Raw genomic sequence first — 22,461 nt, forward strand, 5'->3', positions numbered from 1 at the left:
AATGTTTCTCCTGCAAGCCGGATTGTCTGATACCCGCACAATGCCCAGAATTGCCGGCCACATTGTTCAACGCTGCCCCGGCAGCTCATGGAGTACGAGCCAATGCCACACGAAGGCAGCCTTCTGCAAACCGCGGTGATCTTCCTGCTCGCTGCGGTCCTTGCTGTTCCCCTGGCCAAGCGCCTGCAACTGGGCGCCGTGATCGGCTACCTGCTGGCCGGCGTGGCCATCGGCCCGCAGGCACTGGGGCTGATCCGCGATACCGAAAGCGTCGCGCACATCTCGGAACTCGGCGTGGTGCTGCTGTTGTTCATCATCGGCCTGGAACTGTCGCCCAAGCGTTTGTGGCTGATGCGCAAGTCGGTATTCGGCGTGGGCGCTGCGCAGGTACTGCTGACCGGCGCGGTGATTGGCGCCATCGCCCTGTTCGGCTTCGCCCAGTCGCTGGCCGCCGCTTTGGTGCTGGGCCTGGGCCTGGCGCTGTCATCCACCGCCCTGGGGCTGCAGAGCCTGGCCGAAAGCAAGCAGCTCAACGCGCCGCACGGTCGCCTGGCGTTTGCCATCCTGCTGTTCCAGGACATCGCTGCCATTCCGCTGATTGCCCTGGTCCCGCTGCTGGCCGCCAGCGGCCCGGATACCGGCCACGGTGACAGCCTTGAACATGCACTGAAGGTGTTCGCCAGCATCGCCGTGGTCATCGTGGGCGGCCGCTACTTACTGCGCCCGGTGTTCCGCATCGTCGCGCGCACCGGCCTGCCAGAGGTTTCAACCGCCACCGCACTGCTGGTGGTGATCGGCACCGCCTGGCTGATGGAAGAGGCCGGTATCTCCATGGCCTTGGGTGCATTCCTGGCCGGCCTGTTGCTGGCCGACTCGGAGTACCGGCACGAGCTGGAATCGCAGATCGAACCGTTCAAAGGGCTGTTGCTGGGGCTGTTCTTCATCAGTGTTGGCATGGGCGCCAACCTCAGCCTGCTGCTGGAAATGCCGCTGGTGCTGCTGGGCCTGACCCTGCTGCTGATCGCGGTCAAGCTGACCTTGCTGATAGGGGTCGGCCGGCTGGCCGGCGGCCTCAACAGCGCCAGCGCCCTGCGCCTGGGCATGGTGCTGGCGGCGGGTGGCGAGTTCGCCTTCGTGGTATTCAAGCTGGGCAAGGACCAAGGCTTGTTCGACACGCAGACCTACGACCTGCTGATGATGACCATCACCTTGTCGATGGCCATCACGCCCCTGCTGATGCTCGGCTGCGCCCGTGCCCTCAAGCGCCCGCAACCGCAGCGTGAAGTGCCCGAACAGTACAAGCAGATCCAGACCGATGCACCGCGCGTGGTGATCGTAGGCATGGGCCGCATGGGGCAGATCGTCTCGCGCATCCTGCGTGCCCAGAAGATCCCCTTCATCGCCCTGGAAACCTCGGTGGACGCCATCGAGATGACCCGCATGTTCGAGCAGGCCCCAGTGTTCTACGGTGACCCCCTGCGCCCCGAAGTGCTGCATGCGGCCAAGGTGGGCGAGGCGGAGTATTTCGTGATCACTACCGACGACCCGGAAGTCACCACCCGCACGGCGGAGCGGGTCAAGCGCCTGTACCCGCACCTGAAAGTGCTGGCCCGGGCACGTAACCGCCAGCATGTGCACAAGCTGGTGGACGTGGGTGCCGAGCCCATTCGCGAGACGTTCTACTCAAGCCTGGAGCTGACCCGCCGTGCGCTGGTGGGGTTGGGGTTGAGTGACGAACAAGCGGCGGACCGTATTGCGCGGTTCACCCAGCATGACGAAGAAGTGCTGGAGGCGCAGGGGCAGGTGCGCGATGACCGGGCCAAGGTGATGCAGACGGCGAAGGAAGCGCGGGTGGAGTTGGAGCGGTTGTTTGATTCGGATGCGGATTGAGTTTCAGGCAAACACCAGCCGCGTAATCTGGGGGTGCTCACGGTTCGCGGCTTGCCAGAGATCATAAGCCGCCTGTTCGGCAAGGTACTGCCGCGCATCGCCGAGGCCCGCCAGTTCAAGACGATAAGCCAGGTCCGCAGATAGGGCGGCACGCCCATTGAGTACGGTGGACAGTTGCCCCCGCGAATAGCCGAGATGGCGTGCAAGCCCGGAGACACTCATGCCTATAGCAGGCAAAACGTCTTCGCGCAGAGACTCACCGGGATGGGGTGGATCGTACATAGGCATGGGTTTCAGCTTCCTAGTGGTAGTCCAGATAATCGACAAGTTCCACGTCGGTACCAACGAAGCGGAACACAAGACGCCAGTTGCCTGAAACGTTCACCGCCCAGTAGCCATCCAGCTTGCCACGCAGCATATGCAGGCGATTTCCCGGTCGATCCATATTTGAAGGCGTTTGCGCAACCTCGAGCGACGCGAGTAACCGCCGCAACCGGGCAACATGATCTGTGCGAACTCCCGATGAGTCTCGTCGTTGATGAAGCAGCCGCAGGCCCTTGTGCCTGAAACTCTTGATCATAGAGAACTGATCGTAAGGCCACGCCTTACACTTTTCAAGTCAACTATAGAATGGCGCATCCAAGTACTCCTGAAGAATTTCCGGACGCCCAGTCTGTTCTCAGGGACCTGAATTTGCGCGGTGATGCCGTCCGCTATCTACGTGGGATGTTTCCCAAAATATTTCGATGTTGGGTTGGAGCTGCTGCGCAGCCATTCGCGGATAGGCTAAAACAGGTCAATCATCCGCCCGAACCGGCACCGTCAACCTGATCCGGCACCCGCCCAGCTCCGAAACCTGAGCCTGCAACTGCCCACCATGGGCCTGAATCACCGAGCTGCAGATCGCCAGCCCCATCCCCAGTCCGCCACTCTTGGTGGTGTAGAACGCACCAAACACCCGCTCCAGCTCCTCTGGCGCAATCCCTGGCCCATTGTCGTCCACGCAAATTTCCACCCCCGCCTCGACCACGGCAGACGTGATGCGCAACAGGCCATCGTCGCGGAACCCCGCCAGCGCTTCCAGGGCATTGGTGATCAGGTTGTAGATCAGCTGCTGCAGCTGCACCGGGTCGGCCATGAGGCTCGTTGCGGCCTGCAATCGGGTTTGCACCTTCACGCCGCCTTTCAAGGCATCCGAGGATGTCAGGCGCACCACCTCCAGAATCAGCGCATCGAGCTTCACCGGCTTGAGTTGCATCGGCGACTGTTTGGCCAGCGACCGCAGTGCGCGGACGATGTTGGCTGCCCGTTCACTGTCGTTGCGGATATCTTCCAGGCCGGCGATGGCTTCTTCCAGGTCGGGCTGGCCGCGCTTGAGCCAGCGCAGGCTGGCGGCCGCATTGGCGGCGATGCCGAGCAGGGGCTGGCTGATCTCGTGGGCGATGGAGGCGGACAACTCGTTCATCACCTGCAGGTGCGCGCTGCGGGCAAGCTCTGCACGTGAGCGGCGCAGCTCGGCCTCCATCTGCGCGCGGCTCTGGTTGTCCTCGGCCAGGCGCGTATAGAACTTGGCAGTTTGCAGCGATACCGCAGCCTGCGAAGCGAGAATCTCCAGCATGGCCAGGCGCTGGCTGCCGAACAGGTTCGGCACCAGGCGGTTTTCCAGGTAGACCAGGCCGATCAGCACACCCTGCAGCAGCAGCGGCAGGCACAGCACCGAGCGGGCGTTGCGTGCGTGCAGCTCCTGGCGAAACGCTTCTGGGCAGTCGCTGAGGGCGTCGTTCAGCACCATGGGTTTCTTGGTGCGCAGGGTGGCATTGATGATCGACAGCGGCGCCTGGGTCAGGAACTTCTGGCAATTGTCCATGCGCACGTGCAGACCGGCATCGTCGATGTAGGCCAGCGCGGCCATCTGGAACTCGGCGCCGCTGACGATCAGCAGGGCACCGTGGTCGGCGCCGGAATGCTGGGTCAGGTGGCCCATCAAGGTTTCGATCAGGCCCTCTAGCAGCACCTCTTCGGACAGCGCGCGCGCGGCTTCCAGGCCGACTTCCAGGTCGAGCCTGGCCTGGCTGGCAGAGCGGTAGGTTTCCTGCACGGGCTGGGTGCGCAAGAACGGGTGCAGGGTTTCGAGCTGGCGCACCTTGCCCGTGGCACCCCAGATGTGGAAGCAGTCACGGGCAATGCGCAGGTGCAGGTTGGCGCCAGAGATCAAGCCACTGGGGATGCACACTTCAGCCAGTTGCTCGTGGGCCAGAGCCTGCTCGTGGATGAAACCGGCGGCCGTGGCGGCGATCTGGGCCTGGTCGAAGCAGCGGATGGCGGCCAGGCCATCGCCGCTGAGCTTGGCGATCACACCTTCGATCAGCAGGAGCTTGTTGCGGAAGGTGACCGGGTTGAAGCTCGCCCACGCCGCAAAGCGCTCGCGCAATTCGTGCAGCGCAGCCAATTTGCCCATCGCGCTGCCCGGGGCTTCCGGGCTGCCCAGGGTCAGGCCGCGGAACAGGTGGTAGTCGGCCAGGTTGATGTGTGCAGGGGCGGCCCAGGCATGGCTGCCGGCGCTGGCGAGTTGGTGTACGGCCTGTTTGATATCGCCCAGGTAAAAGGCCGACATGCCGGCGTAAAGGTGCTTGAAGAACAGCGTGGTGCAGGATTTTATGCTGTGCACGCGGGCTTCAGCAGGCGCTTGGCACCCCGAGCGCGACGCAAGGCCGACCCTGCCGCTGCTGCCGGTCATGACAGCGACGAATGCCTGCTGGGCCAAGAGGATGTGTTCGACATCGCTGTAGCCGTAGCCGCGAACGGTGACCAACCCTTGCTCCACTTCGCCGCTGACTTCCTGCAAGGGTTGGCCCATGAACAGTGAGTCGGAAACCAGGTGATTGCGGGCATAGCAGGCCATCGCCAGGTCGCCGCTCAGGCGCGGCGATTCGACCGCTTCCAGTGCCGTGCGCCGGGCGAACTCCATCGGCGCCGTCCAGGCGCTGACCTGGTCGAGGGCGAGCAGGGCGCTGGTCAAGTCGGCCTCGAAACCGTGCCGCTCGATCAGCTTGAGCGCTGCCAGGCAGTAAGCATGGCCGTCGTGGTAGGCGGCAAAGCGCTCGGCCGCCATCACGCCGAACCAGGCCAGGCCATAGGTACTGCCGGGGGCGACGCCGTGGAGCAATGACAGCTCCATGATCTTGGCCAGGTGCAGGAAGCAAAGGTCGTCCTTGACGAAGAACGATGATGACAGGGTCGCCAGCAGCGCGATTGCCACCGCCGCGTCTTCCGAGTCGGCCCTGGGCAACGATTCCAGGCAATGACGGCCCTTGTTCTCGATCAGGGCGTGGACACGGCCATAGGCTGCCTCGACTTGCTCGGGGTGGATGCCCTGGGCGAGCGTGATGCCCAACAGTTCAAGGCCGCCGATGGCGCAGGCGATGGCGGCTGGGTAGTCCGAACGCAAGGTATGCAGGCGTGCTTCAAGCTTGCATACCCGGGCCTTGTCGAGCGCCGATAGCGCACGCTGGTGGCATTCGAGGATGCGAACGTTGGCCTGTGGCATGCGTGACAGTTGCATGTCGCACTCAGCGGCCAGGCAGGCGATGGCAAAGGCATGGTTTGCCTGGCTGCCGGGCGTGGCGCCGAGGCGCAGCAGTTCGTCGGCCGCCTGCAGGTAGCCGGCGGCCTGCTCATAGGCGGCATTGTCGCGCGCCCGCAACGCGGCCTCCTGCAGCAGCACCAGAAACCCTTCGCAGTCGCTGGCAGCAAATGCATGCGGGCTGGCCAACTGCACCTGGTTGGCGATTTCGAACACCGCGTCGTGCTGAGCTGTTTGCCAGGCCGCCCGCATGGTTTGGGCAATATGCGCGTGCAGCGCCGGCCGCTCGCGCGATGGGGTGAGTGCGTAGGCGGCGTCCAGTACGCGATCATGCGAGAACACCAGCGCCTTGTGTCCAGGTAGCAGGAAGCCCGCGCCAATCAAGGCCTTGAGCTGTTCGGCCAGTTGCTCGGCGGGCAGTGGCAGCATGCGGCGCAGCAGGCGTTCGTCGCATCGGCCACCCGCGGCGCTGGCAAAGCGCAGCACAGTGCGCTGGGCTTCAGGCAGGCGTGTCAGGCGATGGACCATCAGGTCGGCGACGTTGTCGGCATAGCGGTGTTGCGCTACTGCTGGCAGCGACCACGACCAGCGCATGGTCTGGGTGTCGAAGGTGAACAACTGGTCCTCGACCATCGCCCCGAGGATCTGGTGGATGAAGAACGGGTTGCCAGCGGTCTTCGCATGCACCAGTTCGGCGAGCTGCAAGGCAGCGTCAGGCGCGGCGTGGTAGCGCTCGCTGATCATCTCCATCACGGCGCCGACGGTGAGGGGGCGTAGGTCTAGGGTGGTGCTACGGATGGACGCGGGGGTCGCCAAGGGCTTGCTGCCGGGCGGTGCATCGCTGCGCCGGGCGAAGATCAACAGCAGGTTGCTGGGTGCTTGCTCCAGCAGTTCATCAAGCAAGTGCAGCGTGGCGTCGTCAGCCCACTGCATGTCATCGAGAAACAGCGCCAATGGTCGCCCGGGGCGGCTGAAAACCTGCAGGAATTCGACGATCGCTCGCAGCTCTTTCTGCAAGGCGAGCCGTGTGGGCTTTTCCGGGAACTCGGCCATGGGGCCGATCACCAGCTTCAGGTCCGGGGCCAGCTTGCCCAGCAAACGGCCGCGCCCTTTGATGCGCCGCAGAATTTCACGGCGCAGCGCGTCAAGGTCATCGCGGTTCTTGGCCAGCAACTGGGTGGTCAGCGAACCGAGAATCTCGATCCAGGGCCCATAGGGCACCGCCCGTTCCAGGCTGTTGCACTTGCCGCTGGCCCAATAACCCTCGGCGCCGCCCTTGAGCGCTGCCTGTACCAGGCTGGACTTGCCCATGCCGGTAGCGCCCTTGATGAACAGGGCCTGGGGCGCGCTGTCGCGGCGCAATGCCTTGAACAGCAGGGTGATGACCTTCTGCTCGGCTGTGCGGCCATAGAGGCGTTCGTGGTTGGGCGAAAGGGGGTCAGCGCTGCCAGGCTCGAAATCCTCGATGGCCTGGGCTGCCAGCCACTGCCGCTGGCAGTGAGCAAAGTCCACCGCCAGCGCACGGGCGGTCTGGTAGCGGGCATCGGGCTCTTTGGCCAGGGCCTTGGCGAGGATGCGGCTGAGTGGCTGCGGCACGCGGTTGTCGACCTCGATGGCCGCCCGTGGCTGCACGCCGGCATGCAGCTGGCGCCAGTGCAGTGTGTCGCGCCCGGCGAGCGGCAACTCGCCCAGCAAAAGCTGGTACAGGATGGCACCCAGCGCATAGATATCGCTGCGTTGGTCGCTGCTGGAGCCGAGGGGGCAGATCTGTTCTGGCGCCAGGTAGGACCAGTTGCCGATGGGGGCGCCTTGCTCGCTGATGAGCGAGTGCGCATCCGCGCGAAACCCGCCAAGCCTCACCCGCTGCGCGTGCTGCACGCAGATATGCGCGGGTTGCAAGGCGCCGTGCAGGACGTTGGCAGCGTGTGCCAGCGCCAATGCTGATGCGGCGTTGACGGCGATGTCGAGGAAGCCGGGAAGCGCTGCCGGGCCTTGGGCGATGAGGTCGGCGACCGAGCGGCCGCCCGGATACACCAGCAGCGGCCCTTCGGCCGAACGCACATAGGCCGAGGGCATCACGGCCCACTTCGGGTCGAGGCGCAGGCGATAATCGTGCTCCAGGCGCTGGCAGGCAGCTGGGGATTCGATTGGGGCGCGCACAGCGATCCAGGCCTGCCCCGTGCCGGGGTCACACAGGCGGAAGTAGGTCAGCTCGCCTTCCTGCCCCAGGCGAGTGATGTCGCACCGATTCAACCAGCCCTCGTCGATCGACTGGTCATAATCGATGGGCCTGTAAGCGAGGCGTTCATCGAGCATCAAGCACCCCCTGCTAACCACATCCAAGGGCGCGAGTATACGCAGCGATCCCCCCACGCATGCCCGGGCCAGACGGCTTGGCAGGAACGGGAACCATCTTGACCGTTATCGTCCCCTTGGCCGTGGCGGGCGCTTGTATAGTCCCAAGGCCAACCTATCCCTCGGGATAATTGTATGAATGCGGGCGCTGGCCTAGATTGCACGGGGCTGCGCAACCGCCCGGACCCGTGAGACTCGAGAAGACCATGATCCGATTTGGCAATGCCCAGGTGTCGCTGGAGCGACGAGAAGCCTTTCTCGACGGCAAGCCGATCGTGTTGGGCGGGCGCGCTTTCGAGGTGCTGGCAACATTGATCCGCGCCAAAGGCCGCGTGGTTGGCAAGGACGAGCTGTTCAGCCAGGTGTGGGCCGGCACGGTGGTCGAAGACAACAACCTGCAGGTGCAGATCTCCTTGTTGCGCAAGGCCTTCGGTGACCGCGGCCTGATCCAGACCGTGCCACGCCGCGGCTATCGGCTGGCGGCTGAAGTGGCCCTCGACCTGCCGGCGAGACCCTTGAGCAACGCTTCGCTAGCCTTCGACCTCGATACGGCTGAGCCCGCGGCTGATTGCGCAGCGGTGCCCGTGCTGGTGGTGGATGACGACCCATCGGTGCTTAAAGCCTTGGGGCGACTCTTTCGCTCGCACGACATTGTGCATCGCCTGTACGCCTCGGCTGAGGCGCTGCTGGAAGCGCATGCCGACACGCCTTATGCCTGCCTGTTGCTGGACATGAACCTGCCTGAGGCCAGCGGTTTGGAGCTGCAGGCGATGGTGCGTCGGCTCGACCTGCCCTGGCCGATCGTGTTCATGACCGGCCACGGCACTATTCCCATGACCGTTCAGGCGATGCGTGCGGGTGCTGTGGAGTTCCTGACCAAGCCCTTTGATGAGGCGCAATTGCTGACCCTGCTGACGGCTCTGCGTGCCCGTGCGCTGACGGCTGGGCGCGCGTGGCGGCATACACGGCAAGTCAGGGAAAAGTACGCGCGGCTGACCCAACGTGAGCGGCAGGTGTTCGCGCTGGTGGTCGGCGGGTTGTCGCACAAACAGATTGCCAAAGAGATTGGCACCAGCGAGGTGACGACCAAGGTGCACAAGAAGAACATCATGAACAAGATGCAGTCCCGCTCGCTGGTCGAACTGGTCGCCATGCACAACGTGCTCGAGGCCCGTGCCGAGGGCCAGGGCGCCGCATGAAACCCGAGGTTGAACGCGACAGGGCGTGGGTGTGCATCGTCGACGATGATGCGTCTGTGCGCAAAAGCCTGGCCAACCTGCTGCGAGCGACAGGCTTCGGCGCGTTGCTGTTTGGTTCGGGCGAAGAGTTCTTGGCCTCGACGCTGGCGCGCGAGGCCGGGTGTGCGTTGCTGGACTTGAAGATGCCTGGGCTTTCCGGGCTAGACGTACTGCGTGAGCTGGCGCGCAGGGGCTGGCGGCTGCCGGTCGTCTGTATGTCGGCGCATTGGGATGACATGGCGCTGAAGGCTGCGCAGCGCCATGGGGCGGTGGCGTGCCTGGGCAAGCCGTTTTCTGAAGAGGCGTTGCTGGCGGCGGTAGAGGCGGCGTTGGCCGACCGATAGCGCCGCACAGACTCCCCCCGGGCGGAGGCGGGCGCTGTACTTGTAGGAGCGGCCTTGCGTCGCGATGGGCCGCAAAGCGGCCCCAAAATCGCGGATCCAAATCAACTCCCCGGCCGATACTGCAGCGCCTCGGCCAGGTGCGCCCTGGTAATCGACGCCACACCTTCCAGATCCGCCAGCGTGCGTGCCACTTTCAGCAGCCGATGTGCCGCGCGCAACGACAGGGTCAACCGCTCACAGGCTGTCTCCAGCCAGGCTTGGTCCGCCGCCTCCAGCGGGCAATGGCGGCGCAAGCCGTTGAGGTCGAGAAAGGCATTTGCGCACCCTTGCCGGCGTTGCTGCAGCTCGCGTGCTTCTGCAACCCGTTCGGCGACAGCGGCGCTGGTCTCGCCGCTGGGTTGGTTGTTGAGGGTGGTGGTTTCACGCGCCACGGTCAGGTGCAGGTCGATGCGGTCCAGCAGTGGGCCCGACAGTTTGTTGCGATAGCGCTGGATCTGCTCGGTGCTGCAGCGGCAGCGGCCGGTAGGGTCGCCCAGATAGCCACAAGGGCAGGGGTTCATCGCGGCCACCAACTGGAACCGCGCAGGGAAACGTACCTTGTCCCGGGCCCTTGCAATCACGATCTCGCCGGACTCGAGCGGCTCGCGCAATACCTCCAGCACACGCCGCTCAAATTCGGGCAGTTCATCGAGAAACAGCACACCATGGTGAGCCAAGGTGATCTCGCCGGGTTGCGGCCGACTGCTACCGCCCACCAGCGCAGGGCCCGAGGCTGAGTGGTGCGGGTGGCGGAACGGGCGTTGCGGCCAGCTGTTCAACGGCGCATGGCCGCTGACTGACTGAATGGCTGCCACCTCCAGCGCTTCGCGCTCGTCCAGTGGCGGCAACAGCCCTGGCAGGCGGCTGGCAAGCAAGGTCTTGCCGGTACCAGGCGGGCCGGTAAACAGCAGGTTATGGGCCCCGGCGGCCGCCAGCAGCAAGGCGCGCTTGGCCGCGATTTGGCCCTGTACCTCGCTGAGGTCGGGGTAGGGCCGGCTGTTCAAGACCAGGCCATTGGCGGCATACGGCGGCAAGGGCACTTGGCCGTTCAGGTGGGCGACCAGCTCCAGCAGGTGCCCGACGGCATACACCACCAGTCCGCCTGCCAGGCTTGCTTCCTCGGCGTTCTCCCGCGGGACCACCAACGCCCGGCCTGCTTCCCGTGCCGCCAGCGCCGCCGGTAGAACGCCCTGCACGGGGCGCAACTGGCCGGACAGCGCCAGTTCGCCAAGGCATTCGATGTCGCAGAGGGTGGCCACCGGCACCTGCCCACTCGCGGCGAGGATGCCCAAGGCAATGGCCAAGTCATAACGCCCGCCATCCTTGGGCAGGTCGGCAGGCGCCAGGTTTTGCGTGATACGCCTGGCTGGGTAATCCAAGCTGGAATTGACGATGGCACTGCGGACCCGGTCTTTGCTTTCCTTGACCGTGGTTTCGGGCAGGCCGACCAGGGTCAGGTGGGGAAGGCCGTTGGCCAGGTGGGTTTCGACGCTGACCGCCGGTGCCTGCACGCCGACCTGGGCGCGGCTGTGGACGAGAGCAAGTGACATGGACGCTCCATTGTCGCGGAATGGGGCCGCTTCCTGCGGCTTGGGCAAGCTTAGCGGCGGCAGCCAGGATCAGCGCAATAAGTGTGCGTCCTGGTTTTTCAGGTCAGGTATTTCCCCTGGGTTTTCTTAGAATCCGACACAAATGGATCCAATTATTTTTGCGCAGATCCAGGGTATGGCTTAGTGTTGAAGGGCTACTGTGATTGCCATGGGATGGCAACACAACTTCCTACAAATGGACTTGAGGTATTGCCCCGTGCAAACGCTCACTCGCACTCGCCAGGCAATCCGTGAACTGGTGCAGGCCAGTGCATTCGTTGAACTCAACCGCTTCTTCGACATCCTCGAAGTGCGCTGGCGGCAGTCGCCGCCCGGCGAGTTTCCGGCCTACCTGGAGGCCGTCGAAGGGCACATGCTGGTCGATTGGGACAGCCAGGGCGACAAGGCCCTGACGCAGATCCTCAAGGCCTGGATCGATGCCTGCCCCAAGGCCTATCACCCTCAGGTGGTGATGGGTTTTCATTGTTTCAGCCGGGCCTGCCATATCCGCGAGTCTGCCAACACCCAGCCCATCAGCGCCGAGCGTCGGCTGGCGGCGGAGCAGGTTTGCGAGATTGGCGCGGCGCACCTGCTGCGTGCCATGGAGCGCTCGAGCCAGCCCGTGGCAGCGGCGATCGGCATGCTGAAGATCAGCGCGCATTTCGCTGAGCCAGGCTGGTTGCTGGGCCTGTTCGACGGCCAGCCGGTGCGCTTCAGCCCCTGCACTGAGGCCGACGTGGAGGTGCAAGAGGCTGCAGCGCCGCTGCTGGTGAAATACGGCCTGCTACCCCTGGCCGAACTGCCACAGGCCTTACCGGCGTGCCTGGGCGAACGGGCCGAGCAGGGGCGAGAAAACGCCCAGCACTATTGGCTGCATCAAGCACTTGGCGCATTCCCCGGCTGTTTCGAAGCGATTCAGGCTTATGCAACCTACCTGTTGCCCTGCTGGGGAGGCAGTGACGCCGCGATCGACGCCCTGGCCAGTGGGCCGCTGTGTGAGCGTTGGCGCGAGGAACAACGCAATGCACTTCGCTGGTTGGCTATCGAGGACCAGCTCGAACTGCCGCATGCTGGCCAGTCGCAGTCGATCGCTGTGTGGCTGCAGGTCTTCAAGGCGTGGTCGCTGCGAGCACTGAGGCCCAGGGAGCGCGCTACCTTGCTGGCCTGGCGTGGTGCTTTGCGCGGTTGTGCTCAGCAGGATTACGCCGGCGCCCTGCGCGATTTTGCCGCCAGTGTGAATCTTTACCCTGACCTTGGGTTCGTCCCGGGCATCGGCCAGCCCTTTCGTAGTTTTGTCTGCGTCATGCTGTTCCACGCAGTGAAGGATGACCAGCAGGCCTTTCGTATCGCGGTCGAGCAGCTCTGCGCGAGCCGCTCGCACCCCGCCGCCTGTGCGTTGCGGGCGGTTGGGCATGCGTTTGGGCTGTGGGGTTTTCAATGCTCGAACGAGCAGGCACGTGTGTGGTCGCTGGCTGCGGTAAAGCGCCAATGTGGCCGCCAAGGGCCGGGTTTGGACGTGCTTGAAGTGCCACGCCTGCTCTGGGCTGCCAACCAGCACGAGGCGGCGTTCTACCTTTATGAACGCTGTGCCGAGCTGAACCTGCCAGAGGCTGCCCTTGGCCTTCATGACCTGCACCGAGGCGCGCTGCCCAACACCCCCGCGCAGTACCTGGACGCGAGCGCTGCCGACTATTGGTTGTTGCGCGCGGTAGAGACCGGTTGCAAGCAGGCGAAATACACCTTGGCCTGCCGTCGCATGCAAAGCGCAGAAGCCTTGAATGAGCGCAGTGCCATGCTGGCCGTCAGGCGATTGTTGAACGATGCGTTGGGCGATTTGCAGACCGCTGCCAGTGCGCGTCTGCAGCTGGGTATTCTGCTGCGTCAGTTCGGCGAACCGCAGGAACAGGCCGAAGCCGTCGACTACTTGCAGGCGCTGGTCGAGCACCCGGACGCCAGTATTGCCGCTCGCGCCAGTGCTGAACTAGGGCTGGCCTGGATGCAAGGGCAGGGCACGCGCAAGCAAAGCCGTTTCGCCGCCATCGAGTGGATCAACCGCGCGGTCGCATTGCAGCCGGCTGATAACGACATCGAGCATATCCAGGCCGAGATACTTAACTCGCACAACCGGGTGAAGACGCTGTTCACCTTGTGCGGCGCGACGCTGTTCCGCGGCACACTGCACGCCAGCGAGTTACCGCCGAAACCAGGTAATCGGCGCGAGGATCGATTGCAGGCCTCCGCCTGAGCCTTATTCGCTGGTCGGCGCCATCCGCGCTTCCAGCTCTGCGACCTGCTTCTCCAGGGCCTCCAGGCGCGCGCGGGTACGGGCCAGCACGACCATCTGGCTGTCGAATTCGTCGCGGCTGACCAGGTCCAGCTTGCTGAAGGCACCCTGCATCAGCACTTTGAACTGGCTTTCCAGTTCGGCGCGGGGCTGGGCGGTATCGCTGCTGAACAGGCGTGAGGCCTGGTCGCTCAGGGCATCGAGAAGGGCTTTGGGCGCGAGCATGTTCGGCTGTCCACTGAAACTGAAAAATGGCCCGCAGTGTAACACGCAGCAAAACGCGGTTTGGCCAGTGAGCAAGCAGTGTGCACTGCACATTTTTCGCGCAGTGGGCCAAGCCGGCGCGCACCGAAATCGTGCATCTTTTCGATGCTGGCGACTGGCCAATCCCGACTATTTCGTGCAACTCGCTGTTTTCCGGCGTTTTAGTGGAACTGGCAAGGTTTCTGCAGTGACCTGTACGAGCCATGCACTGATGCAGTTCCTTGTGACCAGGCAGTGCGCACGCGGAGCCGGATGCCGACGACGCGTTACAAAGCCAACCGCTGCGCTTAGACTTGAGACGGGTTTGTTTTCCTGGGGCAAGTCCACCAAATCGGGAGAGAGTTTCATGAAGCTAGTCACAGCCATCATCAAGCCGTTCAAGCTGGACGACGTGCGCGAGTCACTGTCGGAAATCGGCGTGCAGGGCATCACCGTCACTGAAGTCAAAGGCTTCGGTCGGCAGAAGGGCCACACCGAGTTGTATCGCGGTGCTGAATACGTGGTCGACTTCCTGCCCAAGGTGAAGATCGACGTCGCCATCGACGACAAGGACCTTGATCGGGTAATCGAAGCCATCACCAAGGCAGCCAACACCGGCAAGATCGGTGACGGCAAGATCTTCGTGGTGAATCTGGAGCAGGCGATCCGCATCCGTACCGGCGAAACCGATACCGACGCGATCTAAGTAACAAAAAAAGCCTCACCAAACCCAACGCCCCAGGAGAAAACAACATGACTCTGCGTAAGATCGCAGGGCTAGGAGCCCTATTGTCCCTCGTAATGCCCGGGCTCGCCCTGGCAGAGGAAGCTGCCCCAGCGCTGAACTCCGGCGACACCGCCTGGATGTTGACCGCTACGGCGCTGGTGCTGTTCATGACCATCCCGGGCCTGGCCCTGTTCTATGGCGGCATGGTGCGTTCCAAGAACGTACTTTCGGTGATGATGCAGTGCTTCGCGATCACCGGTTTGATGAGCATTCTCTGGGTCGTCTACGGCTACAGCATGGCCTTCGATACCAGCGGTATGGAAAAGGGCGTGCTCAACTTCAATTCCTTCGTCGGTGGCTTCTCCAAGGCGTTTCTCAGCGGCGTCACGCCCGACAGCCTGACTTCGGCCACCGCATTGTTCCCTGAGGCGGTGTTCATCACCTTCCAGATGACCTTCGCCATCATCACCCCGGCGCTGATCGTTGGTGCCTTCGCCGAACGCATGAAGTTCTCCGCGATGCTGGTGTTCATGGGCATCTGGTTCACCCTGGTGTACGCACCGATCGCGCACATGGTGTGGAGCGGTGATGGCGCGCTGATGTGGGACTGGGGCGTGCTGGACTTCGCCGGCGGCACCGTGGTGCACATCAACGCAGGTATCGCTGGCCTGGTGTGCTGCCTGGTGCTGGGCAAGCGCAAAGGCTACCCGACCACGCCGATGGCCCCGCACAACCTGGGCTACACCCTGATGGGCGCAGCGATGCTGTGGATCGGCTGGTTCGGCTTCAACGCAGGTTCTGCCGCCGCCGCCAACGGCACGGCCGGCATGGCGATGCTGGTGACCCAGATCGCCACCGCCGCCGCAGCCTTGGGCTGGATGTTTGCCGAGTGGCTTGGCCACGGCAAGCCGAGCGCCCTGGGCATCGCCTCGGGTGTGGTCGCCGGCCTGGTCGCAATCACGCCTGCCGCAGGCACCGTGGGCCCGATGGGCGCCCTGGTGATCGGCCTGGCTTCGGGTGTGATCTGCTACTTCTGCGCCACTAGCTTGAAGCGCAAGCTGGGCTATGACGATTCGCTGGATGCCTTCGGCGTACACGGTATCGGCGGTATCGTCGGCGCCATCCTTACCGGTGTGTTCGCCGCACCGGCCTTGGGCGGCTTCGGCACGGTCACCGATATCGGCATGCAGGTCTGGATCCAGGCCAAAGGCGTGATTTTCACCGTGGTCTACACCGCCATCGTCACCTACGTGATCCTCAAGGTGCTGGACCTGGTGATGGGCCTGCGGGTCAACGAAGAAGAAGAGTCGGTCGGCCTCGACCTGGCTCAGCACAACGAACGCGGCTACAACCTGTAACTGCGACGCGGTAAAAACTTGCCCGGTTCGCCGGGCATTTTTTCGTCTGATTTTTGCCATTTCCCGCACGGCAAACGGTTTATCCGTCACGTTCGCGACGTAGGCAGAAAACTTACAAGATGCCGAGCGTTTATGGAGCTTTGCTTTTTCCACGGGCGCGCTAGAATGCGCGCCGAAGGGTGTTTGACATGCAGTCCGCACGCTTCCCCAGCCTTTGCTAGGCTTGCCATTAGCGCGTGGCCAGCAGGTGGCTCAAGGATTTTGTCAGGTCCTGCCAGGAGCAGGGCCTGCAGGGTACGACCCTCCCATCAGGAGGTGGTTGCCCAAGGCAGTGGCCAACCCACGGCCAGTTGAATTTTCACTGGTGGCTGCCGGTCTACGGCTGCACTGGTCTATAACCAACCTGCTTTTCGCAAGTCATGAGGTAGAACATGAGCGACGATGATCTGGAAAACGACGACCTCGAAGTAGGCGACGAAGATGAGGCTGATGAGGGTCTCGAAGCAGCGGCTGACGACGTTGCGGAAGACGCTGGCGAAGACGATAGCCCTGCGCCCACTGCCAAAGGCAAGTCCAAGGCCGCTGTCTCGGTAGACGAGATGCCGAGCATGGAAGCCAAGCAGAAGGAGCGCGATGCCTTGGCCAAAGCGATGGAAGAGTTCCTTTCGCGCGGTGGCAAGGTGCAGGAAGTGGAGGCCAACGTGGTCGCCGATCCGCCCAAGAAGCCGGACAACAAATACGGCAGCCGCCCTATCTGAGTGGTCGCCCACAAAAAAGCCCGCCGTCGCTGCGGGCTTTTTTGTGCGTGTCTGCTAGGCCGCTCCTACAAGGGACCTTACGGGGGCCGTGCTTTCAGCGCCAGCGCGCCATTACCTCAGGCAGTTGCGAAAGCCGCTGGATCTCGGCATCGGGTGCCCGCTCACCGGCCCAGGCCTTGCCTTGTGGGTTGAACCACACGGCCCGCAGCCCGGCCCGTTGGGCACCGGCGATGTCATCGCCGGGGTGGTCACCCACATGCACCGCCGCGCTGGCCTCGACCTCGCCACGTTTCAGCGCCTCCAGAAACGGTGCCGGGTCCGGTTTGCCGATGCCCAGGTCCTCGGCGCACAGGGCAAAGCGGAAGTAGTCCGCCAAGCCCAGGCGGCTCACATCGGCGTTGCCGTTGGTGACCACCCCCAGGGTGTACTGGTGGCGCAGGATTTCCAGCACCGGCTGCACCTCAGGGAAGATTTCTACCTGGTGGCGTGCATGCAGGAACACTTCAAAGCCTTCGTTGGCCAGCGCCTGCGCGTGCTTTTCGCTGTAGCCGACTTCTTCCAGGGCATGGAACAGCACCCGCCGGCGCAGGGCGCTGATACGGTGCTTGAGGCCGGGCTCGGCCTGCACCAGGCGCTCGCGAATGGCGAACAGGTGTTCGACCGGTACGCCGCCGAGGATCGGCGCGTTGGCTTCGAGCCAGTCGCGCAGGACCACTTCAGCGCTGGCAATCACCGGCGCGGTGTCCCACAGGGTGTCATCGAGGTCGAAGGTGATCAGCTTGATGCTCATGAGTCTGTGCCTTTGCTGCGTTTGGCCCGAGGGTGGGCGCTGTCGTACACCGCGGCCAGGTGCTGGAAGTCCAGGTGGGTGTAGATTTGCGTAGTGCTGATGTCGGCATGGCCGAGCATCTCTTGCACCGCACGCAGGTCCTGGGACGATTCCAGCAGATGGCTGGCGAAAGAATGGCGAAGCATGTGCGGGTGCAGGTGCTGGCCCAGCTCGCGCTCGCCGGCGACCTTGACCCGCATCTGGATGGCCCGTGGGCTCAGGCGATTGCCCTGACGTGTGATGAACACGGCGCTGTCGCGTGGGCCGCCGATGCCGCGCAGGCGCAACCACGCTTGCAGGGCCTCGCGGGCTTTACGGCCGACAGGCAGTACGCGCGCCTTGCCACCCTTGCCCAGCACCTGCACCAGCCCGCCGGCAAGGTCGAGGTATTCGAGGTCGAGGCCAGCCAGTTCGGACAGGCGCAGGCCTGACGAATAGAACAGTTCGAGGATGGCCTGGTCACGTCGGGCAATGAAGTCGTCGTCGACGCCGCCGTCGAGCAGTTGCAGGGCGCGGTCGGTATCCAGCGTCTTGGGCAGGCGGCGCTCGCCCTTGGGCGCAGACAGGCCGCTGGCCGGGTCGTGCTGGCACAGCCCTTCACGGTTCAGGTATCGGTACAAGCCGCGCACGGCCGACAGCAGACGCGCCAGGCTGCGCGAGGATTGGCCTTGGTGGTGCTGGCGGGCGATCAACTGGCGTAGCTGCTGGATTTGCAGCGTTTGCCAGCCGGCGATGCCCTGATCGTTGCAGTAGGCAATGACCTTGTCGAGGTCACGGCGGTAGGCCAGCAGGGTGTGCTCGGACACCTGGCGCTCATTGCGCAGGTGTGCGCAATAAGCCTCCAGCTGGCGTTCCATCAGCGCACCGGACGCAGGGTCTGGGTAACGCGCGGCACGACACGGCCCAGCACTTCGGCAATGTAGCCGAGGAACAGGGTGCCGACGCTGCTCTTGTAGTGTTGCGGGTCGCGGCTGCCAATCGCCAGCACGCCGTGCAGCCCTTGGTATTCAAGGGCGGCAACGGCGCTGGAGCCGACTTCGAGGCGCTGATCTTCACCGAACAGGAACGCCAGCTCATGGTCGCGCAGGTTGCCGCTGACCGTTTTGCCGCCCCCCAGCAGGCCGCCGATGGCTTGGTGCGCCTCGGCGTTGCTGACCCAGCGGCCCACTGGCGCGACGTTATCGCCGAACAGGATCAGGCTGACGAAGGGCACCTGGAACTCCTGGCGCAGGCTGTCTTCGACCGCCATCACCACTTCTTCCAGGCTGCCAGCATCGAGCAGGTCGAGGATCAGCCGGCGGGTCTTGTCGAACAGCCGGTCGTTGTCTCGCGCCACGTCCATCAATTGCGACAGGCGATGGCGCATCTCGATGTTGCGGTCGCGCAGCAGCTTGAGCTGGCGCTCCACCAGCGACACGCTGTCGCCACGCTGGTGGGGGATGCGCTGCTCGACCAGCAGCTCGTCGTGCTCGGCGAAGAAGGTCGGGTGGGCGCGCAGGTACGCGACCACCGCCTCGGCATCGAGCTCGGTGGACTGCTGGGGTACAACCTTGGGCTGATCGGTCATGGCGGTTACTCGCTTAGAGACGAACCTGTCCTTCGTAGACGCGTACGGCCGGGCCGGTCATCAACACGGGCTTGCCGGGGCCGGCCCATTCGATGTGCAGGCGGCCACCCGGTAAGTCGAGGGTCACCGGTGAGTCCATCCAGCCTTGGCTGATAGCCGCCACGGCCGCAGCGCAAGCGCCGGTGCCGCAGGCCTGGGTCTCGCCGGCACCGCGTTCCCAGACCCGCAGGTTGGCACGGTGACGGTCGATGACCTGGATGAAGCCAGCGTTGACCCGCTGCGGGAAGCGCGGATGGTTTTCGATCTTCGGGCCCAGGGCATGCACAGGCGCGGTATGCACGTCATCGACGCGCAACACGGCATGTGGGTTGCCCATGGACACAGCGGCAATGGCGTGAACCTCGCCGTCGACTTCCAATGGGTAACTCAGTGCCTGCTCGTCGGCGACAAAGGGGATTTCGGCCGGCACCAGGCGCGGCGGGCCCATGTCGACACTCACCTGGCCGTCGTTCTGCACGTCCAGCTCGATGATGCCGCTCTTGGTTTCGACGCGGATGCGCTTTTTCGCGGTCAGGCGCTTGTCCAGCACGAAGCGGGCAAAGCAGCGCGCACCGTTGCCGCACTGTTCGACTTCGGAGCCGTCGGCATTGAAGATCCGGTAGCGGAAGTCCACTTCTGGATTGTTCGGTGCCTCGACGATCAGCAGCTGGTCGAAGCCGATGCCGGTGTGGCGGTCGCCCCATTGCTTGGCATGCTTGGGCTGGATGTGTGCGTGCTGGCTGACCAGGTCGAGGACCATGAAGTCGTTGCCCAGCCCATGCATCTTGGTGAAACGCAGCAGCATGGGCTCACTCCGGCAGCAGGCTTTCGCCAGCATACAGTTCGGCGACGGTTTCGCGGCGGCGTACTTCGAACGCCTGGTCACCGTCGACCAGGATTTCGGCGCAACGGCCACGGGTGTTGTAGTTCGAGCTCATGACAAAACCATAGGCGCCGGCAGACTGCACAGCCAGCAGATCGCCTTCGGCCAGGTTCAGCTCGCGCTCCTTGGCAATGAAGTCGCCGGTTTCGCAGATCGGCCCGACCAGGTCGTAGGCGCGGCCTTGGCCTTCGCGTGGGGTGACCGCGCTGACGCCCATCCAGGCCTGGTACAGGGCCGGTCGGATCAGGTCGTTCATCGCCGCATCGATGATGGCGAAGTCTTTGTGTTCGGTGTGCTTGAGGTACTCGACGCGGGTCAGCAGGACACCGGCGTTGGCCACGATGTAGCGGCCCGGCTCGAAGACCAGGGCCAGGTCGCGGTCGCCGACGCGCGCGCGGATGGCCTTGATGTAGTCGGCCACCAAAGGCGGCTCTTCATCGCGGTAGCGCACGCCAACGCCGCCACCCAGGTCAAGGTGGCGCAGGTGGATGCCGCAGTCGGCCAGGCGGTCGACCAGGTCCAGCAGGCGGTCGAGGGCATCGAGGAACGGCTCGACGGTGGTCAACTGCGAACCGATGTGGCAGTCGACACCGACCACGTCCAGGTTCGGCAGTTGGGCGGCACGCACGTAGATGGCTTCGGCGTCGGCGATGGCGATGCCGAATTTGTTTTCTTTGAGGCCGGTGGAGATGTACGGGTGGGTGCCGGCGTCGACGTCCGGGTTGACCCGCAGCGAGACCGGGGCAACCTTGCCCATCTCGGCGGCCACCACTTGCAGGCGCTCAAGCTCGTCGGTGGATTCGACGTTGAAGCAGTGCACGCCAACTTCCAGCGCGCGGCGCATGTCTTCGCGGGTCTTGCCGACACCGGAGAACACCACACGATCAGCACGGCCGCCAGCGGCCAGTACACGCTCCAGCTCACCGCCGGAAACGATGTCGAAGCCTGCGCCCATACGGGCCAGCACGTTCAGCACACCGAGGTTGGAGTTGGCCTTGACTGCAAAGCACACCAGGTGTTCGACGCCTTGCAGCGCGTCTGTATAGCTGCGGTACTGGGCTTCGATGTGGGCGCGCGAGTACACGTAGGTCGGGGTGCCGAAACGTTCGGCGATGGCCGACAGGGCTACACCTTCCGCGAACAGTTCACCGTCGCGGTAATTGAAAGCGTTCATCTGATTTCCTTACTGCTCTGGCGTTTGCTCGGGCTGGATAGGCTGCTCTTCTTGCGGCTGTACCGCCGGAGCGTGCTTGTGCTGATGCGACTTCTGGCTGCCCTTGCCGTCCTTGCCGTCTTCCGGCAGGTACAGGGGGCCCTTCTGACCGCAGGCCGAAACGAGGCAGGCAACCGCGACCAGCGCCGCGAGCGAGGAAATCAGGCGCTTCATGGGTGAAATCCTTTGAAATATGCAGTATTGCGCCCGAGTATACCGAGCGACCGGCGGATTGCCTATGCAAGAGCCGGTCCGCCGGGCGGGCTATTCTTGCCGCCTGCAATGGCTAATCTTTGCATTCGGCGGCAAGCGCCCGTATCTTGCCCGGCTTGCCTGTAACGCAGCCAATTTCGAGGTTCCTGCAATGAGTTTGAGCGAAGCGCGTTTCCATGATCTGGTCGACGCGACCCAACAGGCCCTGGAAGACCTGTTCGACGAGAGCGGCATGGACCTGGACATGGAGAACTCCGCCGGTGTCCTGACCATTAAGTTCGACAACGGCAGCCAGTTGATCTTCAGCCGCCAGGAGCCCCTGCGCCAGTTGTGGCTGGCGGACAAGTCGGGTGGCTTCCACTTCGACTATGACGAAGAGAGCAAGAAGTGGATCTGCGAGAAGAGCGAAGAGCTGCTCGGCGAGATGTTGGAGCGCATCGTCTGGGAGCGGGCCGGCGAGAAGCTGGACTTCGACGAGATCTGAGATGAGTGAGCAGCCGCGGCCGCCCAAGCCGCTCTACAGCAATGTCAGCACGGCCGTGAAGTCGCCGTGCATCAGCGTCTGCCGCCTGGATGAGCAGCGTGTCTGCACCGGCTGCCACCGCCCTGTGGAGCACATCCGCGAATGGCGGTCTGCAGATGACGAGCGGCGCCGGCAGATCTGCCGCGAAGCCGAGGCCTTGCGCGCACGGGCTTGAGTATTTGCCCGGCTGTGGTAGTGTCAGGTTCTGCGTCGGTGACGCCAAAGTCATCATAAACCCCGCCCTTGGGCGGGGTTTTGCTTTATTTGCCCGACGAAAATTGCCTGTTCAAAGGAGTCTGACTGGATCATGAGCACCAAGCCTTCCCTCATCCTCACCCGATTGGACGTACAACGTCTCGAGCGTCTGATCGACAGCCTCGACGAAAGTACGCCGGGTGTGCTCGCCCTGCAGGACGAGCTTGACCGCGCCGAACAGGTGGTCGGTCACGAGGACGTCCCGGCCGGGGTGGTGACCATGAACTCGCGCGTGCACTGCCGTGAAGAGGCCAGCGGCAAGGACTACCACTTGACCCTGGTGTACCCGAAGGATGCTGGGCCGGAAGGCAAGGTGTCGATCCTGGCGCCGATTGGTTGTGCCTTGCTGGGCCTTTCGGTCGGTGAGCAGATCGACTGGCCGGCGCCGGGCGGCAAGACCCTCAAGCTGAAGCTGCTGGAAGTCGAGTACCAGCCAGAAGCGGCGGGTGATTTTGACCTGTGAGCCTTGAGGGCCGCTGCGCCAAGTCTCCTGTGGCAGCGGGCAAGCCCGCTCCCATACGGCCCCGCTGC

Annotated in this window: 21 protein-coding genes; 10 read left to right on the top strand and 11 right to left on the bottom strand. The window is 63.9% G+C overall.

The features are described 5' to 3' along the window. Nucleotides 1-102 precede the first annotated feature (102 nt). On the top strand, nucleotides 103-1,890 hold the full coding sequence (locus tag MFF34_RS03025; RefSeq protein ID WP_027592194.1) for a monovalent cation:proton antiporter-2 (CPA2) family protein: 1,788 nt from the start codon (nucleotides 103-105) through the stop codon (nucleotides 1,888-1,890). Between the two features lie 3 nt (nucleotides 1,891-1,893). On the opposite strand, the gene MFF34_RS03030 is transcribed toward MFF34_RS03025, so the two are convergent. From MFF34_RS03030 to MFF34_RS03040, 3 genes are all read right to left on the bottom strand, one after another. Next, nucleotides 1,894-2,178 carry a HigA family addiction module antitoxin gene (locus MFF34_RS03030; protein ID WP_099430780.1) on the bottom strand — a complete coding sequence of 95 codons (285 nt, stop codon included), beginning with the start codon at nucleotides 2,176-2,178 and terminating at the stop codon, nucleotides 1,894-1,896. Nucleotides 2,179-2,191: 13 nt separating this feature from the next. Next, nucleotides 2,192-2,470 (bottom strand): type II toxin-antitoxin system RelE/ParE family toxin, encoded by a 279-nt coding sequence (locus MFF34_RS03035; RefSeq protein ID WP_238210159.1) that lies wholly within the window; start codon nucleotides 2,468-2,470, stop codon nucleotides 2,192-2,194. Between the two features lie 216 nt (nucleotides 2,471-2,686). Beyond that, the gene (locus MFF34_RS03040; RefSeq protein ID WP_238210167.1) at nucleotides 2,687-7,789 is read right to left on the bottom strand and encodes an ATP-binding sensor histidine kinase; all 5,103 of its coding nucleotides are present in this window, start codon (nucleotides 7,787-7,789) and stop codon (nucleotides 2,687-2,689) included. Nucleotides 7,790-8,034: 245 nt separating this feature from the next. On the opposite strand from MFF34_RS03040, the gene MFF34_RS03045 reads away from it, so the two are divergent. After that, entirely contained in the window at nucleotides 8,035-9,027 is a 993-nt protein-coding gene (locus MFF34_RS03045; RefSeq protein ID WP_238210169.1) for a response regulator, read from the top strand. A 29-nt stretch (nucleotides 9,028-9,056) separates the two neighbouring features. Then, nucleotides 9,057-9,410, top strand: a complete 354-nt coding sequence (locus MFF34_RS03050; protein ID WP_027592197.1) for a response regulator transcription factor — start codon at nucleotides 9,057-9,059, stop codon at nucleotides 9,408-9,410. Between the two features lie 101 nt (nucleotides 9,411-9,511). Here MFF34_RS03050 and MFF34_RS03055 read toward each other — a convergent pair whose 3' ends face one another. Next, nucleotides 9,512-10,999, bottom strand: coding sequence for a YifB family Mg chelatase-like AAA ATPase (locus tag MFF34_RS03055; protein ID WP_027592198.1), 1,488 nt, complete (start codon nucleotides 10,997-10,999; stop codon nucleotides 9,512-9,514). Between the two features lie 256 nt (nucleotides 11,000-11,255). On the opposite strand from MFF34_RS03055, the gene MFF34_RS03060 reads away from it, so the two are divergent. Continuing rightward, nucleotides 11,256-13,283 carry a DUF4034 domain-containing protein gene (locus tag MFF34_RS03060; RefSeq protein ID WP_238210171.1) on the top strand — a complete coding sequence of 676 codons (2,028 nt, stop codon included), beginning with the start codon at nucleotides 11,256-11,258 and terminating at the stop codon, nucleotides 13,281-13,283. Nucleotides 13,284-13,286: 3 nt separating this feature from the next. Here MFF34_RS03060 and MFF34_RS03065 read toward each other — a convergent pair whose 3' ends face one another. Next, a complete protein-coding gene (locus tag MFF34_RS03065; RefSeq protein ID WP_027592202.1) occupies nucleotides 13,287-13,547 on the bottom strand; it encodes an accessory factor UbiK family protein in 261 nt (86 codons plus the stop codon). A gap of 385 nt (nucleotides 13,548-13,932) precedes the next feature. Between MFF34_RS03065 and glnK the strand changes: the two genes are divergently transcribed. The 3 genes from glnK to sutA all read left to right on the top strand — a co-directional run bounded on the left by glnK (nucleotide 13,933) and on the right by sutA (nucleotide 16,408). Further along, nucleotides 13,933-14,271 carry a P-II family nitrogen regulator gene (glnK, locus tag MFF34_RS03070; RefSeq protein WP_002555808.1) on the top strand — a complete coding sequence of 113 codons (339 nt, stop codon included), beginning with the start codon at nucleotides 13,933-13,935 and terminating at the stop codon, nucleotides 14,269-14,271. 47 nt (nucleotides 14,272-14,318) lie between these two features. Continuing rightward, a complete protein-coding gene (locus tag MFF34_RS03075; protein WP_027592203.1) occupies nucleotides 14,319-15,650 on the top strand; it encodes an ammonium transporter in 1,332 nt (443 codons plus the stop codon). A gap of 431 nt (nucleotides 15,651-16,081) precedes the next feature. Then, the gene (sutA, locus tag MFF34_RS03080; protein ID WP_099430769.1) at nucleotides 16,082-16,408 is read left to right on the top strand and encodes a transcriptional regulator SutA; all 327 of its coding nucleotides are present in this window, start codon (nucleotides 16,082-16,084) and stop codon (nucleotides 16,406-16,408) included. Between the two features lie 94 nt (nucleotides 16,409-16,502). On the opposite strand, the gene MFF34_RS03085 is transcribed toward sutA, so the two are convergent. Genes MFF34_RS03085 through MFF34_RS03110 form a run of 6 tightly spaced genes read right to left on the bottom strand, consistent with a single transcriptional unit; the run spans nucleotide 16,503 to nucleotide 21,113 of the window. After that, nucleotides 16,503-17,198: an HAD family hydrolase gene (locus MFF34_RS03085; protein ID WP_085272188.1), complete on the bottom strand. Its 696-nt coding sequence runs from the start codon at nucleotides 17,196-17,198 to the stop codon at nucleotides 16,503-16,505. Beyond that, nucleotides 17,195-18,094: a tyrosine recombinase XerC gene (xerC, locus tag MFF34_RS03090; protein ID WP_238210173.1), complete on the bottom strand. Its 900-nt coding sequence runs from the start codon at nucleotides 18,092-18,094 to the stop codon at nucleotides 17,195-17,197. Before xerC ends, MFF34_RS03085 begins: the two co-directional genes overlap by 4 nt. Continuing rightward, a complete protein-coding gene (locus tag MFF34_RS03095; protein ID WP_099430767.1) occupies nucleotides 18,094-18,804 on the bottom strand; it encodes a DUF484 family protein in 711 nt (236 codons plus the stop codon). Before MFF34_RS03095 ends, xerC begins: the two co-directional genes overlap by 1 nt. Before the next feature lie 13 nt (nucleotides 18,805-18,817). After that, entirely contained in the window at nucleotides 18,818-19,648 is an 831-nt protein-coding gene (dapF, locus tag MFF34_RS03100; protein WP_027592208.1) for a diaminopimelate epimerase, read from the bottom strand. Nucleotides 19,649-19,652: 4 nt separating this feature from the next. Beyond that, on the bottom strand, nucleotides 19,653-20,900 hold the full coding sequence (gene lysA, locus MFF34_RS03105; RefSeq protein ID WP_027592209.1) for a diaminopimelate decarboxylase: 1,248 nt from the start codon (nucleotides 20,898-20,900) through the stop codon (nucleotides 19,653-19,655). 9 nt (nucleotides 20,901-20,909) lie between these two features. Further along, nucleotides 20,910-21,113: a lipoprotein gene (locus MFF34_RS03110; RefSeq protein ID WP_033693895.1), complete on the bottom strand. Its 204-nt coding sequence runs from the start codon at nucleotides 21,111-21,113 to the stop codon at nucleotides 20,910-20,912. A 190-nt stretch (nucleotides 21,114-21,303) separates the two neighbouring features. Between MFF34_RS03110 and cyaY the strand changes: the two genes are divergently transcribed. The 3 genes from cyaY to rnk all read left to right on the top strand — a co-directional run bounded on the left by cyaY (nucleotide 21,304) and on the right by rnk (nucleotide 22,393). After that, nucleotides 21,304-21,636, top strand: a complete 333-nt coding sequence (cyaY, locus tag MFF34_RS03115; RefSeq protein ID WP_027592210.1) for an iron donor protein CyaY — start codon at nucleotides 21,304-21,306, stop codon at nucleotides 21,634-21,636. A gap of 1 nt (nucleotide 21,637) precedes the next feature. Further along, nucleotides 21,638-21,850 (top strand): DUF1289 domain-containing protein, encoded by a 213-nt coding sequence (locus MFF34_RS03120; RefSeq protein ID WP_027592211.1) that lies wholly within the window; start codon nucleotides 21,638-21,640, stop codon nucleotides 21,848-21,850. Nucleotides 21,851-21,982: 132 nt separating this feature from the next. Beyond that, on the top strand, nucleotides 21,983-22,393 hold the full coding sequence (rnk, locus tag MFF34_RS03125) for a nucleoside diphosphate kinase regulator (protein ID WP_027592212.1): 411 nt from the start codon (nucleotides 21,983-21,985) through the stop codon (nucleotides 22,391-22,393). The last annotated feature ends 68 nt before the right edge of the window (nucleotides 22,394-22,461 follow it).

Source organism: Pseudomonas sp. PAGU 2196 (assembly GCF_022179005.1).
Classification (GTDB): domain Bacteria; phylum Pseudomonadota; class Gammaproteobacteria; order Pseudomonadales; family Pseudomonadaceae; genus Aquipseudomonas; species Aquipseudomonas kermanshahensis.

What these genes read in the sequence shown, in the direction of transcription:
- MFF34_RS03025 (WP_027592194.1), top strand. Translation starts at nt 103, where the DNA reads ATGCCACACGAAGGCAGCCTTCTGCAAACCGCGGTGATCTTCCTGCTC.
- MFF34_RS03030 (WP_099430780.1), bottom strand. Translation starts at nt 2,178, where the DNA reads ATGCCTATGTACGATCCACCCCATCCCGGTGAGTCTCTGCGCGAAGAC.
- MFF34_RS03035 (WP_238210159.1), bottom strand. Translation starts at nt 2,470, where the DNA reads ATGATCAAGAGTTTCAGGCACAAGGGCCTGCGGCTGCTTCATCAACGA.
- MFF34_RS03040 (WP_238210167.1), bottom strand. Translation starts at nt 7,789, where the DNA reads ATGCTCGATGAACGCCTCGCTTACAGGCCCATCGATTATGACCAGTCG.
- MFF34_RS03045 (WP_238210169.1), top strand. Translation starts at nt 8,035, where the DNA reads ATGATCCGATTTGGCAATGCCCAGGTGTCGCTGGAGCGACGAGAAGCC.
- MFF34_RS03055 (WP_027592198.1), bottom strand. Translation starts at nt 10,999, where the DNA reads ATGTCACTTGCTCTCGTCCACAGCCGCGCCCAGGTCGGCGTGCAGGCA.
- MFF34_RS03065 (WP_027592202.1), bottom strand. Translation starts at nt 13,547, where the DNA reads ATGCTCGCGCCCAAAGCCCTTCTCGATGCCCTGAGCGACCAGGCCTCA.
- glnK (WP_002555808.1), top strand. Translation starts at nt 13,933, where the DNA reads ATGAAGCTAGTCACAGCCATCATCAAGCCGTTCAAGCTGGACGACGTG.
- MFF34_RS03075 (WP_027592203.1), top strand. Translation starts at nt 14,319, where the DNA reads ATGACTCTGCGTAAGATCGCAGGGCTAGGAGCCCTATTGTCCCTCGTA.
- sutA (WP_099430769.1), top strand. Translation starts at nt 16,082, where the DNA reads ATGAGCGACGATGATCTGGAAAACGACGACCTCGAAGTAGGCGACGAA.
- MFF34_RS03085 (WP_085272188.1), bottom strand. Translation starts at nt 17,198, where the DNA reads ATGAGCATCAAGCTGATCACCTTCGACCTCGATGACACCCTGTGGGAC.
- xerC (WP_238210173.1), bottom strand. Translation starts at nt 18,094, where the DNA reads ATGGAACGCCAGCTGGAGGCTTATTGCGCACACCTGCGCAATGAGCGC.
- MFF34_RS03095 (WP_099430767.1), bottom strand. Translation starts at nt 18,804, where the DNA reads ATGACCGATCAGCCCAAGGTTGTACCCCAGCAGTCCACCGAGCTCGAT.
- dapF (WP_027592208.1), bottom strand. Translation starts at nt 19,648, where the DNA reads ATGCTGCTGCGTTTCACCAAGATGCATGGGCTGGGCAACGACTTCATG.
- lysA (WP_027592209.1), bottom strand. Translation starts at nt 20,900, where the DNA reads ATGAACGCTTTCAATTACCGCGACGGTGAACTGTTCGCGGAAGGTGTA.
- MFF34_RS03110 (WP_033693895.1), bottom strand. Translation starts at nt 21,113, where the DNA reads ATGAAGCGCCTGATTTCCTCGCTCGCGGCGCTGGTCGCGGTTGCCTGC.
- cyaY (WP_027592210.1), top strand. Translation starts at nt 21,304, where the DNA reads ATGAGTTTGAGCGAAGCGCGTTTCCATGATCTGGTCGACGCGACCCAA.
- MFF34_RS03120 (WP_027592211.1), top strand. Translation starts at nt 21,638, where the DNA reads ATGAGTGAGCAGCCGCGGCCGCCCAAGCCGCTCTACAGCAATGTCAGC.
- rnk (WP_027592212.1), top strand. Translation starts at nt 21,983, where the DNA reads ATGAGCACCAAGCCTTCCCTCATCCTCACCCGATTGGACGTACAACGT.